15 protein-coding genes, 1 tRNA gene and 1 pseudogene are annotated in these 15806 nt (G+C 36.1%); 11 read left to right on the plus strand and 6 right to left on the minus strand.

The genetic code is table 11. The annotated features are described in order from the left end of the window. Window positions 1-19: 19 nt before the first annotated feature. Genes EA652_RS04725 through rpmF form a run of 3 tightly spaced genes read right to left on the minus strand, consistent with a single transcriptional unit; the run spans window position 20 to window position 2199 of the window. Complete coding sequence (locus EA652_RS04725; protein ID WP_010962965.1) at window positions 20-976, minus strand: beta-ketoacyl-ACP synthase III; 957 nt, start codon at window positions 974-976, stop codon at window positions 20-22. Further along, a complete protein-coding gene (plsX, locus tag EA652_RS04730; RefSeq protein ID WP_007548959.1) occupies window positions 969-2006 on the minus strand; it encodes a phosphate acyltransferase PlsX in 1038 nt (345 codons plus the stop codon). Before plsX ends, EA652_RS04725 begins: the two co-directional genes overlap by 8 nt. A 10-nt stretch (window positions 2007-2016) precedes the next feature. Beyond that, a complete protein-coding gene (gene rpmF / locus EA652_RS04735; RefSeq protein ID WP_010962967.1) occupies window positions 2017-2199 on the minus strand; it encodes a 50S ribosomal protein L32 in 183 nt (60 codons plus the stop codon). Window positions 2200-2537: 338 nt separating this feature from the next. On the opposite strand from rpmF, the gene EA652_RS04740 reads away from it, so the two are divergent. The 9 genes and pseudogenes from EA652_RS04740 to EA652_RS04780 all read left to right on the plus strand — a co-directional run bounded on the left by EA652_RS04740 (window position 2538) and on the right by EA652_RS04780 (window position 11941). Continuing rightward, a complete protein-coding gene (locus EA652_RS04740) occupies window positions 2538-3320 on the plus strand; it encodes an MlaE family ABC transporter permease (protein ID WP_006280452.1) in 783 nt (260 codons plus the stop codon). Beyond that, window positions 3313-4014 (plus strand): ABC transporter ATP-binding protein, encoded by a 702-nt coding sequence (locus EA652_RS04745; protein ID WP_007548961.1) that lies wholly within the window; start codon window positions 3313-3315, stop codon window positions 4012-4014. Before EA652_RS04740 ends, EA652_RS04745 begins: the two co-directional genes overlap by 8 nt. Window positions 4015-4121: 107 nt before the next feature. Beyond that, window positions 4122-6497, plus strand: coding sequence for a hypothetical protein (locus EA652_RS04750; protein ID WP_007548963.1), 2376 nt, complete (start codon window positions 4122-4124; stop codon window positions 6495-6497). Between the two features lie 226 nt (window positions 6498-6723). Further along, window positions 6724-7221: a hypothetical protein gene (locus tag EA652_RS04755; RefSeq protein WP_007548965.1), complete on the plus strand. Its 498-nt coding sequence runs from the start codon at window positions 6724-6726 to the stop codon at window positions 7219-7221. Window positions 7222-7286: 65 nt separating this feature from the next. Then, window positions 7287-8450, plus strand: coding sequence for a 1-deoxy-D-xylulose-5-phosphate reductoisomerase (gene dxr / locus EA652_RS04760; protein ID WP_007548967.1), 1164 nt, complete (start codon window positions 7287-7289; stop codon window positions 8448-8450). 279 nt (window positions 8451-8729) lie between these two features. Beyond that, window positions 8730-8975, plus strand: a pseudogene (locus EA652_RS07475) (PD-(D/E)XK nuclease family transposase); the annotation flags it as partial. 452 nt (window positions 8976-9427) lie between these two features. Next, window positions 9428-9571 carry a hypothetical protein gene (locus EA652_RS07045; RefSeq protein ID WP_019236827.1) on the plus strand — a complete coding sequence of 48 codons (144 nt, stop codon included), beginning with the start codon at window positions 9428-9430 and terminating at the stop codon, window positions 9569-9571. A gap of 37 nt (window positions 9572-9608) precedes the next feature. Beyond that, entirely contained in the window at window positions 9609-11156 is a 1548-nt protein-coding gene (gene ltrA / locus EA652_RS04775) for a group II intron reverse transcriptase/maturase (protein ID WP_007548398.1), read from the plus strand. After that, on the plus strand, window positions 11153-11941 hold the full coding sequence (locus EA652_RS04780) for an Rpn family recombination-promoting nuclease/putative transposase (protein ID WP_006280130.1): 789 nt from the start codon (window positions 11153-11155) through the stop codon (window positions 11939-11941). Before ltrA ends, EA652_RS04780 begins: the two co-directional genes overlap by 4 nt. A 34-nt stretch (window positions 11942-11975) precedes the next feature. Here EA652_RS04780 and EA652_RS04785 read toward each other — a convergent pair whose 3' ends face one another. The 3 genes from EA652_RS04785 to tldD form a co-directional block, all read right to left on the minus strand. Further along, on the minus strand, window positions 11976-13223 hold the full coding sequence (locus EA652_RS04785; protein ID WP_006280131.1) for an IscS subfamily cysteine desulfurase: 1248 nt from the start codon (window positions 13221-13223) through the stop codon (window positions 11976-11978). A 90-nt stretch (window positions 13224-13313) separates the two neighbouring features. Continuing rightward, the gene (locus EA652_RS06970; protein WP_153296798.1) at window positions 13314-13454 is read right to left on the minus strand and encodes a hypothetical protein; all 141 of its coding nucleotides are present in this window, start codon (window positions 13452-13454) and stop codon (window positions 13314-13316) included. A gap of 55 nt (window positions 13455-13509) precedes the next feature. Further along, entirely contained in the window at window positions 13510-14928 is a 1419-nt protein-coding gene (tldD, locus tag EA652_RS04790) for a metalloprotease TldD (RefSeq protein ID WP_012673328.1), read from the minus strand. Between the two features lie 62 nt (window positions 14929-14990). On the opposite strand from tldD, the gene EA652_RS04795 reads away from it, so the two are divergent. Continuing rightward, window positions 14991-15075 (plus strand) — tRNA-Leu (locus EA652_RS04795). Between the two features lie 70 nt (window positions 15076-15145). Beyond that, on the plus strand, window positions 15146-15643 hold the full coding sequence (locus EA652_RS04800; RefSeq protein WP_012673329.1) for a hypothetical protein: 498 nt from the start codon (window positions 15146-15148) through the stop codon (window positions 15641-15643). Window positions 15644-15806: the final 163 nt, after the last annotated feature.

Here is a 15806-nt window from a genome sequence, read left to right on the forward strand (position 1 = left end):
AGGAGGTAATGCAGGAAGTCTAATAGTGCAGCAACACGGAACCCCAGGTCAGGCCTGCACCTATTGAAATCAGCAGTACCAGATTTCCTGATTTTATTTTTGATTCTTGTATTGCATAGTCTAAGGCCAGTGGAATTGATGCCGCTGAGGTGTTTGCATGCTTATCAACGGTATTAATCACTTTCTCTATAGGAAAATCTAATTTCTTTACTACTGCTTCAATAATACGAATGTTTGCTTGATGGGGAATTAACCAGTCAATATCAGTGATTTTCAAATTATTGCATTTCAGAGTTTCCTCTACTGAGGCTGTTAACTTATCCACTGCATGTTTAAACACTTCTCTTCCATTCATGCATATTTTTCCAGAATCACCAGTTGAGGATATCCCTCCGTTCGTACATAGTATGTCCACATTGCCGTCAGAGTATAAGTTTGTTGATATGATGCCGCTTCTACCCATTTCTGATTTCATCACCACTGCACCAGCACCATCACCAAAGAGTACACAAGTTGACCTATCTTCCCAATCAACAATCCTAGACATTATTTCAGCACCTATAACCAATGCATATTTAATTCTATTGTTAGATTTTATGAGCGAATCAGCAACTGTAACTGCATATATAAAACCAGAGCATGCTGCTTGTACATCAAAAGCAAATGCGTTTTTACATTTTAACTTACTTTGTACAATCGTTGCACAGCTAGGAAAAGTTTTATCAGGAGTTGTTGTAGCAACTATAATCAAGTCAATTTCATCTACTGAAATTTTAGCTTTTTCTATAGCACTTTTTGCTGCATTTACAGCTAGATCTGACGTTAGTTCTCCTTCATCTGCTATATGCCTTTGAACTATTCCTGTTCTCTGCCTTATCCATTCATCGCTCGTCTCAACTATCGATGCAATTTCGTTGTTACTCAACATTTTTCTTGGTAGGTAAGATCCAGTGCTTAATATGAAACTTTTATTCAATATGACTTACCCCGTTAATTATCTTTTGATTTAAATTTTCACTAATTGCATTTACTGCAAATTTTATGGCATGGGCAAAAGAAATAGCATCAGAATTTCCATGACTTTTAATGATGATACCATTCAGCCCTAAAAACATAGCTCCACTTCTAATTTTGGGATTAAAACGCGTTAAAGCTTTATTTAGTTTGGATTTTAACAATATACCAACAAGCATTTTCGCTATCCACGAATTGAATACTTCCTGCTTTATTAGATTGATAAAGGTACTAGCGGTTGCCTCAGCCGTTTTGAGCATTACATTGCCAACAAAACCATCAGCAACAATCACATCTATATTACCCTCTAAAAATTCACTTGCCTCTATATACCCTTTGAAATTAATGCCTGGAGCGTTTTTAAGCAACTCAAAAGCGCCGCGCACTGAGTCATTACCTTTAACTTCTTCTGTGCCGATATTTAGCAAAGCAACTTCAGGATTGTCAATTTTTAATGCTATTTTTGCAAATATACTACCCATTAACGCAAATTGAAATAATGAGTCGGCATTACAATCAACATTTGCACCAAGGTCAAGCAAAGCGAAGCTTTTTGTCTTAGTGGGACAGATAGAGGCAATAGCAGGACGATAAATATTTGGTAATGTTCCTAAAACAAATCTGGAAATTGCCATCAACGCTCCGGTGTTGCCTGAAGATACCACTCCGAAAGCTTTACCTTCTTTCACTGCAACAATTGCAGCTTTCATACTTGAGTCTTTACGATGTCTCAGCGCAAAAGATGGCTTATCATTTGCAAGGACATTGTCAGAACAATGAGTAAATTCAGAATTGTTACTTACTTTTTTATATTTCAAAAGCAAAGGAGATACTTCTTCCTTATCTCCATAAATATGAAAAAAAACTTTAATGCCTGGGTCAACAAGGTTGTCTAAAAAAAAACCAGCACCATGAATTACGGAAAGAGGCGCAAAATCTCCCCCCATAGCGTCAAGTGCAATAACTATATTATTATTGACCGTAGATAACATATCATAATAGTCACTCTGCCTGTTGCTTGATGAAAACCCGTTTTCCTTTGTAACTGCCATCAACTGCTACGTTATGAGGCAACATGAATTCCCCAGTTGTTGAACATACCACAACATTCTTAGGCTCAATAGCATGATGAGAACGATGCATATTACGCCTTGACTTTGACTTTTTTCTTTTTGGAACTGCCAAAACTTCCTCCATTCTACTACAAAATTCAATTCATTAGTAACATGTTTTTTACAGGAAGTAAACAGGGATAGTAAAATAAGTAAGGTTTGCTTATGTAATTGAGTTCTATAGCTAAAGTGGCTCTACAATTTGAAAAACCGTCATTCCGCTACCAGTTAGTGGAATCTATACCGCGAATGAATTGCGGTATGACATAGGGAAACCTTTCTTGGGTTAGCTATAAATTAAAACATCAAGTATATCGAACTTAAAACATATCTCAGCTATACTTTGCGATAAAGTTAATAAAAATTTTAATAAAATCAGTAAGACTAACCTCTAGCTAAAATGAATACAAAGTGAGCTTTTTTGATATAAATAGTGTTAGAATAATTGGTAGGTACTTTATCAATTTTTTGTTAAGGCTTGGTAGTGCATTCATATTTTTTATTCAATCTCTATACCACTGCCTTGTGCCGCCATATTATTTTAGCAACGTAGCAAGACAAATTATAGAGATAGGCTTTTTCTCTCTGCCAATTGTTGGGCTCACTGGAGTTTTCATAGGAGCGGCGATAGTTTTACAAAGCAGCTTGAGTGACCCATTAATTAACCAAGAACAGATAATACCCAAACTTGTTACGATCACTATCATTAAAGAGTTAGGACCAGTTTTGATCAGCTTAATAATGGTAGGAAAGGTTGGATCATCAGTTGCAGCAGAAATTGGTACAATGCGCATCACCGAGCAAATAGATGCACTTACAACCTTGAACATCAACCCTTTTAAATATTTAATTGCACCAAGGATTTTAGCGTCAATCATAGTATTTCCCATACTTACAGTATGTGCAGATTTAATAGGAATATTTGGAGGATGTATCACTGCAGTCTTCGAATTTAACCACAATTTAAATATATACATTAAACACACAGCTCAGTTCTTTAATACGTATGATTTTATAACTGGGCTAATAAAAGCAACTGTATTTGGCGCCATAATTTCTGTCTCAAGCTGCTATTACGGTTACCATTGCAAAGAAGGTGCACGAGGAGTAGGTGTTGCTACAACATCAACTGTTGTTTTATCGTCCATACTGATCATTTTAGCAAACTACATGATTACTTTGATACATGCGTAACCCCATAATATCAATATTGAACTTAAGCTTATCTTTTGATGATAGGACAGTACTAAAAGATCTAAATTTTGATATATTAAAAGGGGAATCATTAGTCATACTTGGTGGCTCAGGAAGCGGCAAATCTGTATTAACAAAAACAATTATCGGCTTGCTTGCTCCAGACTCAGGGTCTGTTAAAATAAATAGTAAAAGCAAAAATAAATTTGGGGTTTTATTTCAAAATTCCGCTTTATTTGACTACGTTACAGTGTGGGAAAATATATCTTTTAATTATAAAAAGCGCTTTAATATCAGCAAAAAAGAGGCAAAACAGCTAGCAATCGAGAAGTTAAATGATGTTGGACTGGAGGAAAGCATAGCAGATATGTTTCCAATAGAGCTATCAGGTGGAATGAAAAAAAGAGTGGCACTTGCAAGGGCGATTGCACACAATCCAGAAATCATTATTTTGGATGAACCAACTTCAGGATTGGACCCAATTATGTCAGATATAGTAAACGAGATAATAATAAAATTATCTAGAGATCTTAACCCTACAATTATCACGATTACACATGATATTCATAGTGCATTTAAAATAGCTGATAAAATAGCAGTATTATATGAAGGGGAGATCATTTCCCATGGAACTGTTCAGGAAATACAAAATACTAATAACCAATATATAAAAAAATTCATTCGTTATATATAGCTATAGGTTCACAAACGAGATTGTGAGTACTAAACAGTTTAACATAAAAATTGACAAAGCTCGATTCTTAAAGTATGTTTAATTGAAGTAGTAATTACGAAACTATAATGGCAGTAAAGCACATAAGAAAACGTTTATATCAAGCTATAATGTTACCACTTATAGCACTGTTCTTTATAGCAGCAGCTCCATTTGTAGCATTAAGTCTCTTGGTTTTTAACATCTGGAATACAGAAAGTATAAACAAAGCATTAAAGTATATTATTATTGCTCCATTAGTAGTGCTATATTTGCCATGTGCAATGCTAGCTCTAGTGCTACATTTATCAATTAGTACTTTGTTGACAGTCGCAAAAATTACACTTTTTCCTGAGTTCTTTTTGTCTTTGCGAATTAAGGAAGGAATTAAGTTTAGTAGAGTTTTTAGCTTATCTATTACTCAATTCCATAATATGGATTTTTATGCATATATAAAAGACTCTAAAACTTTTTTTAAGATAAAAGATAGTAATAGAAAACTATTAGTAGCACTTCTTAAAGATAACGACTTTAGTATACAAGATGATACACCTTTCCATTTCTATGAAACACACCTAGAGTTTGTGACAGATGTCACTACTAAGATTTCCGATAAAGAGAAATCAAAAATCATATTCGATTATTTAGGCCTAAGTAACTTAAAACCTTTAATCCAAAAAGATAGTTATGGTGAACGCCGTCTGTATGAAATTTATAACACACATGAAAAGCTTATTAAAGTAGTTAATGATATTGACATAGGATTACTTAAAACACTGCTCAAGTTAAATGAATCTTCAGTGAGAAACCCGAAATATATGTGCATTTCGCGGTTATCCAATGTTATAGATTTGTTTGATAATAATGACTTAGTAAAAAACATGTCTGATGCCTTTAGAAACAAACAAATACTTGCTGTGCAAATGGCTGAATACCTCTCCATATTTCTTGGACATGAGTACAATGGGTACTACAGTAAGAAGGTAATGCAAGACAATTTAAAAAAGTTGTTTCTAAAAAAGGATTTAATTGATAATTTATCTTCTAACTTGGGCGCACAATCTAGTTTAATGCTAATAATCAAATATTTTTTGCGTAAAGAGATGAGTGAACGCGAGTTTGATAACCTCACTTCAATGTTGGAAGATAAAAATATGATTGATAATTTAAAACATATTGATGATATTAACAATGTTCTGCCACATACATTAGAATGCAATGGCTATAGCACTTTTTTGGGATTAAGGGAAATTTTTGATCTTAAAACAGCAGCTTCTGATATAAGTAATCTGCACTTATTGTTAGCAAACAATAGGTTGTTTTATAAGTTCAGGGGCATCCCCATTGGAGTCCTTAGAAAAATCTGCAGTACCGAGCTATATGAAAACTGTGCAAATGTTGACGAAGTTTTAGCATTCTTTGATTGCTTGGGTGATAAAAGTAAAAATAAAAATATTTTAGATAATCTAATAGTTGCTTTTGAAAAAGATCCCGAAGCAACTCATGCACTTTTAAATAGTAAATTATTCAATTCTCGGAATGAAATACTACGGGTGCTTTCAGATGAAAAATTTGATGGTAATAAAGTGAGAGAAATATTGAATCACATTAACTTGTTGTGGACGTTGCGAAAAAATAGTATGTTTAATAATGATATGGATCTAGAGGACAAGCTTTTTTATACATTTCGCCCACGTTTCATAAATAGTGAGTTTCGTGGATGTGCACAAGATTATGCTCTATTAAGTGGAATACATAATAATCAGCGAGCAGAAAGAGTTTTTTCTAAAAGTGTTAATCTGTTTCAGATTTTCCTCAAAGAAGCGATAAAAGATAGGTATGAACTAATGTTTCCCATCATAGAAGACACTAAAGTTGAACATTTAGTTGATGGCAGATTTATCTCAAAAGTAAGAGATAAAATAAACCGCTACCTTTCTAACTTACTTATTTTTAAAGGGAACCTGTTTTCAGATGTAAGTAATATACTTAGATTACAGGTAATAATCATCCTTTTTTTTCCGTTGTTTGAATTTGAGGAAGGTCTGCATACCACTCTAGAAGAACGATGGGAAAAAATACTGAAAAGAAAGTTTACAGAGCTTTTTGTGGCACAGAAGTATCAGCAAATTACACCAGAATCTTTAGCAAAAATTCAAGATTTAACAATACAAGACTTATCAGCAATACCAGAAACTGAGGAGATAGAAGAATTTTTAAGAAAAAAAGGAATAACAAATTCAGATGATCTGTCTTTACTAGCAAAATTGATAGAGGACAGTATTCATATTGCAAACGTAATTGGAGAAAGAGTAAGTCTTACACAAAACATAACACAAACAATTTGTGATACATTTAAAGATATCTCTGTAAACCATAACACAAAACAAACACCACCATCTCTTCTTGATTTATGCAAGACAAATATAATTGGGAGTTCTTTAACTGAGCAAATAAGCTGCTAGGCAGGATTTATTTTAAAACTTTTGGCATTCGGCGCCTTGATGCTTTACCGCAACGCTTTTGTTAAAATCTGTCATCTGGAAAATGATAGTTTTTCAAATTGTCGTAAGTCAGTTTAGCTATATATAGGATGACAGAAATTGTTTGTATTAGCTATATTCAAAAGCTCTATTGATATTTTGCAATATTTGTGATAAAATAATAGCTTAAGGTTGAGAGTAAAAATTTATGAGTGAAGCTCAAGGTCCAAACATTGCAGAATGGCAAGCGCAGCAGCAACACCAAGAGGCTGCTGGTGAGAAAAGTGGTTTTGGTCTTGGTCATAGTGACTCTGTTTCAACAGTTGTCGATGGAATGAAATGGTTGTTCAACTTTCATGAAGGAGCAATTGCTGCTTATAGTAACGTGTTTGAAGGTTTGGTGAGTGGCAGTAGTTTAGTAACATTGTTTGGAAAGTCAGGTAATATGTTTGGCATAAAATTTCTTGAAGGCCTTGCAGAATATTTTTCAGGTGGAGGTGGGGAAGATATGCCATCAGAAGGAATGGATATGGCTCATGGTGATGATGGACATCACTCAGATGATTACCCTCATGCCAATAACGAAATAGCTCATAATGCTGATGGTTTGCAAGACATGCATGATGCAGGTGATCACCATGGTCAATCTTTTTCACCTGGTCCTTCACCATCTGTTGGCGATGACCACGGGCATGAACTTGGTTAAACGCTTAAAAACTATTGAATAGTTGGGTTCGCAAGAAAAGTTGCTATTGTTATGAGTTTGTCTTAGTGAAAAAGGTTTCAGTTTTAGGGTCAACAGGAAGTGTTGGAAAAAAGACTGTAGATTTGCTCTCAAAGAGAAAAGAAGAATACCAAGTGGAAGCACTAAGTGCCCATTCGAACTTTGCTCTACTGGCACACCAAGCAAAACTGCTGAATGCAAAATATGTTGCTATCTCCGATGAAAGACTTTACAAAGATTTGAAAGAAAGTCTACTTGGTACAGATGTAAAAATAGCAATTGGTGCTACAAATGTTGCTGCTATACCTGTTGATCTCTCAGTTGTTGCAATAGTTGGCATTGCAGGCCTTGGGCCAGTTATGGAGGTTATAGAAAGCGGTACCAAAGTCATTGCATTGGCAAACAAAGAAAGCATTGTTTGCGGTGGAAAGTTATTACTCAAAAAAGCTAAAGAAAAAAATGTACAAATAATCCCTATTGACTCTGAGCACAATGCAATTTTTCAAATTTTGCAAAATGACGACAAATGCGTAGAAAAGATCATACTTACTGCTTCTGGTGGACCATTCTTAAATTATAGCCTTGAGCAATTAAGAAATATCATGGTAGATCAGGCGCTTAGTCACCCCACTTGGAATATGGGAAAGAAAATCTCGGTTGATAGCGCAACAATGATGAATAAGGCACTAGAGATAATAGAAGCACATAACTTGTTTAACATCAGCCCGGATAAAATTGAAGCAGTAGTGCATCCTGAGTCAATAGTACATGGAATTGTAACTTATAAGGATGGGTTCAACTTTGCTGTGCTTGCAGAAACTGACATGGCAATTCCTATTTCATATGCTCTATCTTGGCCAGAAAGATTAGTTTTAAATTATAAATTAGATTTAACAAAGCAAGGAAAATTGACCTTTCAAGAGCCAGACCATAAGCATTTCCCTGTGCTAAAGCTTAGCATGGAAGTGTTAAACTCTTCTACTCCACAAACAAACAGTATTGTGCTCAATGCTGCAAATGAAATAGCTGTTAATGAATTTTTGAAGTCACGAATCGGCTTTTTGGAAATAGTAGAGGTAGTGGAATCAACAATGGAAAGTTTTGGTAGTTATACCGATATTAATTCACTATCTGATATAATAAATATTGATTGTGAAAGTCGTATTATTGCTCACAAAATTGTTGAAAGTAAAGTTGTTGCGTATAGCTAGAGTAATGTAACCAGACTGCATTCTGTGATTTTTAGCAAAACACGATACACAATCGTCATTCCGCTACTAATTAGCGGAATCTATGCCGAGATACCGCGGCGGTATGACGGTTCGCGGTGGTATGACGGTTAAGTAATTCGTCATCCCGCTGCTTGTTAGCGGGATCTAGAGATACCGCGGCGGTATGACGGTTCGCGGCGGCATAGCTATCTTCAAAAATATGGTTGAATAATTGTTAATAATAGTGTATAATTATTAATATTTTTAAGCACTTTGGCTATGGCTTTATCTAAGTTTCTCGACCCTAAGCTGGATTTGACCTTCAAAAAAATATTTGGCACTGAAAAAAATAAGAATATTCTCATACATTTTTTGAATGATATTTTAGGGTTTACTGAGATAAATACTATACAAGAAGTGGAATTCCTCAGTACTATAATGGATCCTGAAATTGCATCTGATAAACAAAGTATAGTTGATGTTCTTTGCAGGGATTCTAGTGGGGCCAGGTATGTGATTGAAATGGTGCGACCTGAAAGTCTTCGGTCATATTGTTTAAAAGGAGAGGAATTCCTCCAGAAAGAAACTGAAAGGATTCTAAAACTTATTAAACCAGATGTTTTGCCATCTGAGTCTACGCATCAGTGCGAATCGGGCAACCGGTTGGTGCCAAGCGATGCGGACAATGAACCTCCTCTTGAAAAAGAAGATGCTCAATCGTGAGAGGAGCATAAACTACAAGCATCATGTGGTTGGAGAGCTAGGCTAGTGGTATGGTGAACGTAAGTGAAACTTCAAAGTATCGTAATTATGAAGGAGCTAAAGATGCTGATAAGCTCTAACCAAAAAGGTAATGTGGATAAGTTACATTTCTCATTTCTAGATGTACGCAAATAATAACTCCACCGGTATAGAGAAGTCACCTAACCCACTGTTGTATGACAGAAGGAACAGGGTAAGCCTGTATTTTCGCCTACATGGCAAGCAAACCGCAAGGAATGCTGATGGAAGTGCAGGTAAAGGAGAATGGAGAAAGCGAATGCCATTTTGTAACGAAATGGATAGAATTTGTAACATTAATTCGCGTGAAAACGAGCAGACTTCCGTTTGGTCCCTCGTGACAAGAAACTTTGTTAACCACTTAAGGTAGGAAAGCAGATGATTACAAGTAAACCTGTAAGTGCATCTACCGAAAGCTTTGAAGCATGGAAGCAGTTGCCATGGAAGAAATGCCAGAAAGTTATTGTGAGGCTACAAAGACGTATTGTTAAGGCTGTCCAAAAAGGAAGATGGGGTAAGGTAAAAGCTTTACAACATCTTCTCACACGCTCTTTTAGCGGAAAAGCTTTGGCTGTTAAGAGAGTAACTGAAAACCAAGGAAAAAACACAGCGGGTGTAGATCGTCAATTATGGTCAACTTGCAATGCTAAATTTCAAGGAATAAAGCAGTTAAAGCAAAGAGGATATAAACCTTCTCCGCTAAAACGGATTTATATCAGTAAATCTAATGGCAAAAGAAGACCTCTTGGAATACCATCGATAAAAGATAGAGCCATGCAAGCATTATATCTGTTTGCTCTGGAACCGATAGCTGAAACAATCAGTGATCGTCACTCCTATGGCTTTAGGCCTAAAAGATCCTGTGCAGATGCTACAGTAGCTTGTCATTTGTTACTGGCAAGTCGTAATCAACTACAATGGATACTTGAAGGTGATATCAAAGGATGCTTTGACAACATTAATCATGAATGGCTTATGAAGCATATTCCTATGGAGAAGAAAATTCTGCATAGTTGGTTAAAAGCTGGCTTCCTAGAATCGAAAACTCTGTATCCCACAACTGCAGGTACCCCGCAAGGTGGTATAATTTCTCCAATACTAGCCAATTTAGCCTTAAACGGACTTGAAAAGTTATTGGAAAGTCGATTTGGTAAACTCGGCAGTAGAAGAAGAAACAAAATCAGAAGTGGAGTGAACGTAATCAGATACGCAGACGACTTTATTATTTCAGGTTTCACACATGAAGTACTGGAAAATGAAGTTAAGCCTTTAGTATCATCTTTTCTTCATGAGCGAGGTTTAATTCTTTCAGAAGAGAAGACAAAGATTACATCTATCACAACAGGGTTTGACTTTCTTGGTTGTAATGTACGTAGATATAATAAGAAGTTAATTATTAAACCTTCGAAAGAAAGTATTAAAAGACTTCTTAATAAAGCACGTACATTGATAAAAGCAAATATAGAGAACACTCAGGCTATAGTAATTAAGTCACTCAACTCTCTACTGAGAGGATGGGGAAATTACTATCACCATGTGTGTGCTAAAAAAGCGTTTAGAAAGATCGACAATGAAATTTGGCATAGTTTATGGAAATGGGCAAAGAAAAGACATCCTCGTAAAGGATTACGTTGGATAAAGAATCGTTACTTCAAAGTAATGGGTCAACGCCAATGGGTCTTTGCTGCACCCATATGCAAGAACAAACCAAAAGAGATACGGTATTTAAGACTGCTTAAGCTGATTGATATACCTATCAGACGACATGTTAAAATCAGAGCGGATGCAAATCCCCTTGACTTAAAATGGAAAAAGTATTTTGATGAGAGAGTGAAACGAACAAGAATGTTAGCAAGCTCTTTCTCAAGAGAAGGTTCTCTACTGTTGGTGTCACCATTAAGAATGATGTTTCCTGAGGAATCATGAAGGACAAGCCGGTTCTAGAAAAGAAGAACTTAGATAAGGGGCTCAAGCGTAGTGTGGGGAAACCTGCATGCTGCGTTTCTAAGGGAGGGGGTAGTAGTAATACTGCTTCCTTACCTGACCAGCTTACTCGCGATAAAGGCTTCGAAAAACGAGCTCAATTATATGCTGCTAAGGCTTACTCAAGGCAAGCTGATAAATCTGGTAAGTACATTGATTTAAAGAAGGTTTTCTTTATTGCTATCTCTAATTGTAATTTATTTCCTGATAAGCTTGATTATATATCCAGCCACACTATAAGAGATGAGAAAACCAATGAGCATGACTTAAAAGATTTTCAATTTGTATTTATTGAACTACCTAAATTTCCTAAGAATAAGGAAGAACAGCTAGAAAGCATAGTGGATCGTTGGTTATTTTTCTTCAAATATGCAGATGAAACTACGGAAGAAGACTTAAGGAAAATAGCAGAAAAAGCACCAATAATAAAGTTAGCCTACGATGAATTAGACAGGTTTAGCTGGAATGAAAAAGATTTAGTAGCTTATGAAGAAAGAATAATGGATCTACGGAAAGAAGAAGCCATTCTTGAATACAGACTTGACCTTGCTACTGAAAAAGGCATCCAAATTGGCGAAGAAAGAGGCATCAAAATCGGTAAAGAGGAAGGGAAAATTGAAGTCGCAAAAGCAATGCTGGCTAATAATGTTGATGTCAACACTATTGTCAAGTTTACTGGCCTTTCTATTAGTGAGATTGAAGAATTAAGTGTGAACGGTACAGAGTAATTTCAAAGTGCATTTGCAGTTGGAACGGATACATTTAATGAGAGTCCCATTTCACGGTGTTCAAATCTACTCCTTCTTGTACCATCTCCCAAAGTGGGCTCATTTCTCTCAGTCGGCCAACATTTTTAGCAACAAGATCTGCTGCATACAAAACTTCTTCTTTAGTTGTAAATCGGCCTAGGCCAAATCTAATTGATGAATGCTCAAGGTCATGGCCATTATTTAGCGACCGTACTACATAGGAAGGCTCAAGAGACGCAGACGTGCACGCAGAACCAGAACTTACTGCTAAATCCTTGATTGCCATGATGAGAGACTCACCCTCAATATAGGGAAAGCTCAAGTTTAGGTTGCCAGGAATTCTATTTTCATAATCACCATTTAAAACGATATCAGGAAACGCTTCTTTTATCTTGTTATACAAAATATCCCTTAATTCTTCCACTCTAGTTGTTTCTTTTTTCATTTCTTCTCTAGCAATACGTGCCGCTTCACCAAAACCAACTGCAAGAGGTGTTGGAACTGTTCCAGAACGCATGCCTCTTTCCTGTCCACCACCACTAATTAGTGGTATCAGCCTAACACGAGGATTCTTTCTACGTACATATAATGCGCCTATTCCCATAGGTCCATAAATTTTGTGGCTAGAGAGACTCATAAGATCAATGCACATCTCATTAACATCAATTGGAACTTTTCCAAAGCTTTGAGCTGCATCTGTGTGGAAAAATATATTATGCTTTCTACATATTACACCAATTTCTTTGACAGGCTGAATTACTCCGATTTCATTATTTACCATCATCACTGAAACCAGGATTGTTTGATCAGTAATTGCTTCCTCAAGCTTTGATAAATCTATAATTCCGTTTTGCTTAACAGGCAAATATGTAACTTTAAAGCCTTCATTTTCCAGATGCCGACAAGAATCCAGAACACACTTATGCTCCGTGCAGACAGTTATTATATGATTTCCTTTATTTTTATAAAAGTGAGCAACACCCTTGATTGCCGTATTATTTGACTCAGTTGCACCTGAGGTAAAGATAATTTCTTTGCTATCTGCGTTCACCAGATCAGCGATGTGTTTCCTTGCTTTTTCCACTGCTTCTTCAGCAGTCCAACCAAATGAATGGCTGCGAGAGTGTGCATTGCTGAACTCACCAAAGTAAGGTATCATCACCTCTAAAACACGGGGATCTACTTTAGTAGTAGATTGATAATCAAGAAATATTGGTAATTTTATTTTAGCATCGTGTATTTTTTTACTTTCAACATTCATAAAGCTACCACGGAGACAAAATTTACAATTATTTTATAGCATTAAAACTTAATTTTTTCAAGATATAATCTTGCATCAAGTACAAAAGTGTCATCCAAGTAGCTGACACATAACTGTACGAACATTTATTTGCGAAAGCAGTGTGTTAAATGTTATAGCCAGTTTTGCCTCAAACACAAAGGCAGTGCCCAGACACTGGGATGACACCCTATTGGTGGCAATTGCTTCCAAATCATAATGTTTGTACAGCTGTGCGCCGTGCGCTGGAATCCGTTTTAGCCCTTATCTATATCTCAGTTCCACCAACAGTTATTGCGTCGACTTTGAGTGTCGGCTGACCAACTCCAACGGGCACATTTTGTCCATCTTTCGAGCATGTGCCAACACCAGGATCTAACTTTAAGTCATTACCAACCATAGATACTTTTTTCAACACTGTTGGACCGTCACCAATTAGTGTTGCTCCTTTTACTGGCTGTGTAATTTTGCCATTTTCTATTAGGTAAGCTTCCGAAGATGAAAAAACAAATTTTCCTGACGTTATATCAACCTGCCCACCACCGAAATTTACTGCATATAGACCTTTCTTTACGCTAGATATTATTTCCTTCGGTGTATACTTTCCGGGCAACATATAGGTGTTTGTCATGCGCGGCATAATAACTTCTTTATAACTGTCTCTTCTACCATTACCAGTTGGGCTTACACCCATGAGTTTAGCGTTCATATGATCCTGCATGTATCCTTTTAGGATCCCATCCTCTATCAATATATTATAACTGGGTGGAGTGCCTTCATCGTCTACGCTGATAGAGCCGCGCAAATTGGGCAGAGTTCCGTCATCAACTACTGTGATGTCACTAGCTGCTACTTGTTTACCCACAGAATTTGAAAATGCTGAGACTTTTTTGCGATTGAAGTCGCCCTCAAGTCCATGACCCACGGCTTCGTGTAACAATATTCCTGGCCAGCCTGGACCTAAAACGACTGTCATTTCTCCGGCTGGAGTTGGAATTGCTTCAAGATTTACCAGTGCTTGTTCTAACGCTTGGTTTGCAACTTCTTTCCACTTTTTCTCAGAAATAAACTTACTATAAGAGTCCCTTCCACCATGCCCTGCAGAACCTCTTTCGGTACGGCCATCTTTTTCTACAATGACTAGCACATTAAAACGTACCAGAGGCCTGATATCGCTTAATCTGTGATCACCCTTTATTATTTGTACAACTTGCCATTCTCCACTTAGAGTTATTTTTACTTGCTTCACGCAGTTATTTTTGGACCTTACATACTCATTAACCTCATTGAGTAGCTTAATCTTTGAATTCAGATCCATTTCATTTATAGGGTTAATCCTCGAATATAGGCTTTTTGTCTCTTCGTTTAAATTTATTGAATTTGTCTTGTTTAAAGACACTGAGCTTTTTACCATAGAAGCAGCATTACTAATTTCTTTTTCGCTGATCTCAGAAGAACAAACGAAAGATGTACTATCTTCACAAAAAGACCTTAAACCAAATCCCCTTCTAGTATTCAAGTCCATGTGTTTTAATATGTTATCCTCAAAAACCAGGGACTCCGACTGGCAAAATTCTAGAAACAGCTCACCACCATCGCTATTGCTCAAAGCGTTATTGACTATTTTATATACGTTATTAATATTAACATTGTTTTGAGCAAAAAATATTTGATCTAGATTTGGCATTACCTTTGAACTAAAAATTGTTTAAGTATATTATTTAACTTTAACATAGTAAACTATAAAAAGCCCGGGTGGCGGAATTGGTAGACGCGCTAGCTTCAGGTGCTAGTAACTTTTTAAGTTGTGGAAGTTCAAGTCTTCTCTCGGGCACTCTTAGCTTCCATATTGCTTATTGAATTAATTAATGTTATAATATAACATATTAGGTAATATTTATGCTATGTATGGTGAAAAAGATAAGTTAGCCTACAGAAAGAAGGTACGAACTTACTCGAAACGCTTAGTTACTACACTATCTACTATCTCTTTCATTGGATACATAGCGGCATTGGTCTTGAATATTCCTGTCTTAAGTCTGTATTTTAGTATTGCCGGCACTATATTCAGTGCACTTTCGTTTGCTTTAAATATATGGTCACTAAATGATCATTCCCGACAACAGAATCTTAATAAGAAATCTGGCATAAAAAACACTCCAGGACAAAAAAAGTTAACAAAGATCTATCTTGATATAGCATCCAGTGCTTCATTTCTAATAGGAGGTATTGCATCTATGTCGCTTTTTGAGTCTTCTGTTATTTATTTTGTTTCTACGCCTTTTTTTATTCTAGGCTGTGTTATTATGGCAGCTAATATCGTTCAAACTATGATTAGTGAACCACAGACAAAAAACGCCCTTGAGAATCTCTCTTCAAATACTGCAAGAGTACAAGCTTAAGTATTAACTTATACAGGAATATTAGCTATATAATTCCACTGAAGGAAGCCATTCAAAAGAGTTCGATGTAATTAGCGTCAAAAAAGTGTAAGCAGAAATTGTGGGCTTATTGGGGTAGGAGCTCTTAGTACTCCTACTTCCACATCAATTACTTGAATAATTG

This window comes from Wolbachia endosymbiont of Drosophila ananassae, from assembly GCF_008033215.1.
GTDB classification, from domain to species: domain Bacteria; phylum Pseudomonadota; class Alphaproteobacteria; order Rickettsiales; family Anaplasmataceae; genus Wolbachia; species Wolbachia pipientis.

Coding starts and splice junctions, on each gene's coding strand:
- EA652_RS04800 (WP_012673329.1), top strand. CDS start 15,146: ATGTATGGTGAAAAAGATAAGTTAGCCTACAGAAAGAAGGTACGAACT.
- plsX (WP_007548959.1), bottom strand. CDS start 2,006: ATGTTATCTACGGTCAATAATAATATAGTTATTGCACTTGACGCTATG.
- EA652_RS04785 (WP_006280131.1), bottom strand. CDS start 13,223: ATGAATGTTGAAAGTAAAAAAATACACGATGCTAAAATAAAATTACCA.
- EA652_RS04755 (WP_007548965.1), top strand. CDS start 6,724: ATGAGTGAAGCTCAAGGTCCAAACATTGCAGAATGGCAAGCGCAGCAG.
- EA652_RS04745 (WP_007548961.1), top strand. CDS start 3,313: ATGCGTAACCCCATAATATCAATATTGAACTTAAGCTTATCTTTTGAT.
- EA652_RS07045 (WP_019236827.1), top strand. CDS start 9,428: ATGGCAAGCAAACCGCAAGGAATGCTGATGGAAGTGCAGGTAAAGGAG.
- EA652_RS04750 (WP_007548963.1), top strand. CDS start 4,122: ATGGCAGTAAAGCACATAAGAAAACGTTTATATCAAGCTATAATGTTA.
- tldD (WP_012673328.1), bottom strand. CDS start 14,928: ATGCCAAATCTAGATCAAATATTTTTTGCTCAAAACAATGTTAATATT.
- EA652_RS04780 (WP_006280130.1), top strand. CDS start 11,153: ATGAAGGACAAGCCGGTTCTAGAAAAGAAGAACTTAGATAAGGGGCTC.
- ltrA (WP_007548398.1), top strand. CDS start 9,609: ATGATTACAAGTAAACCTGTAAGTGCATCTACCGAAAGCTTTGAAGCA.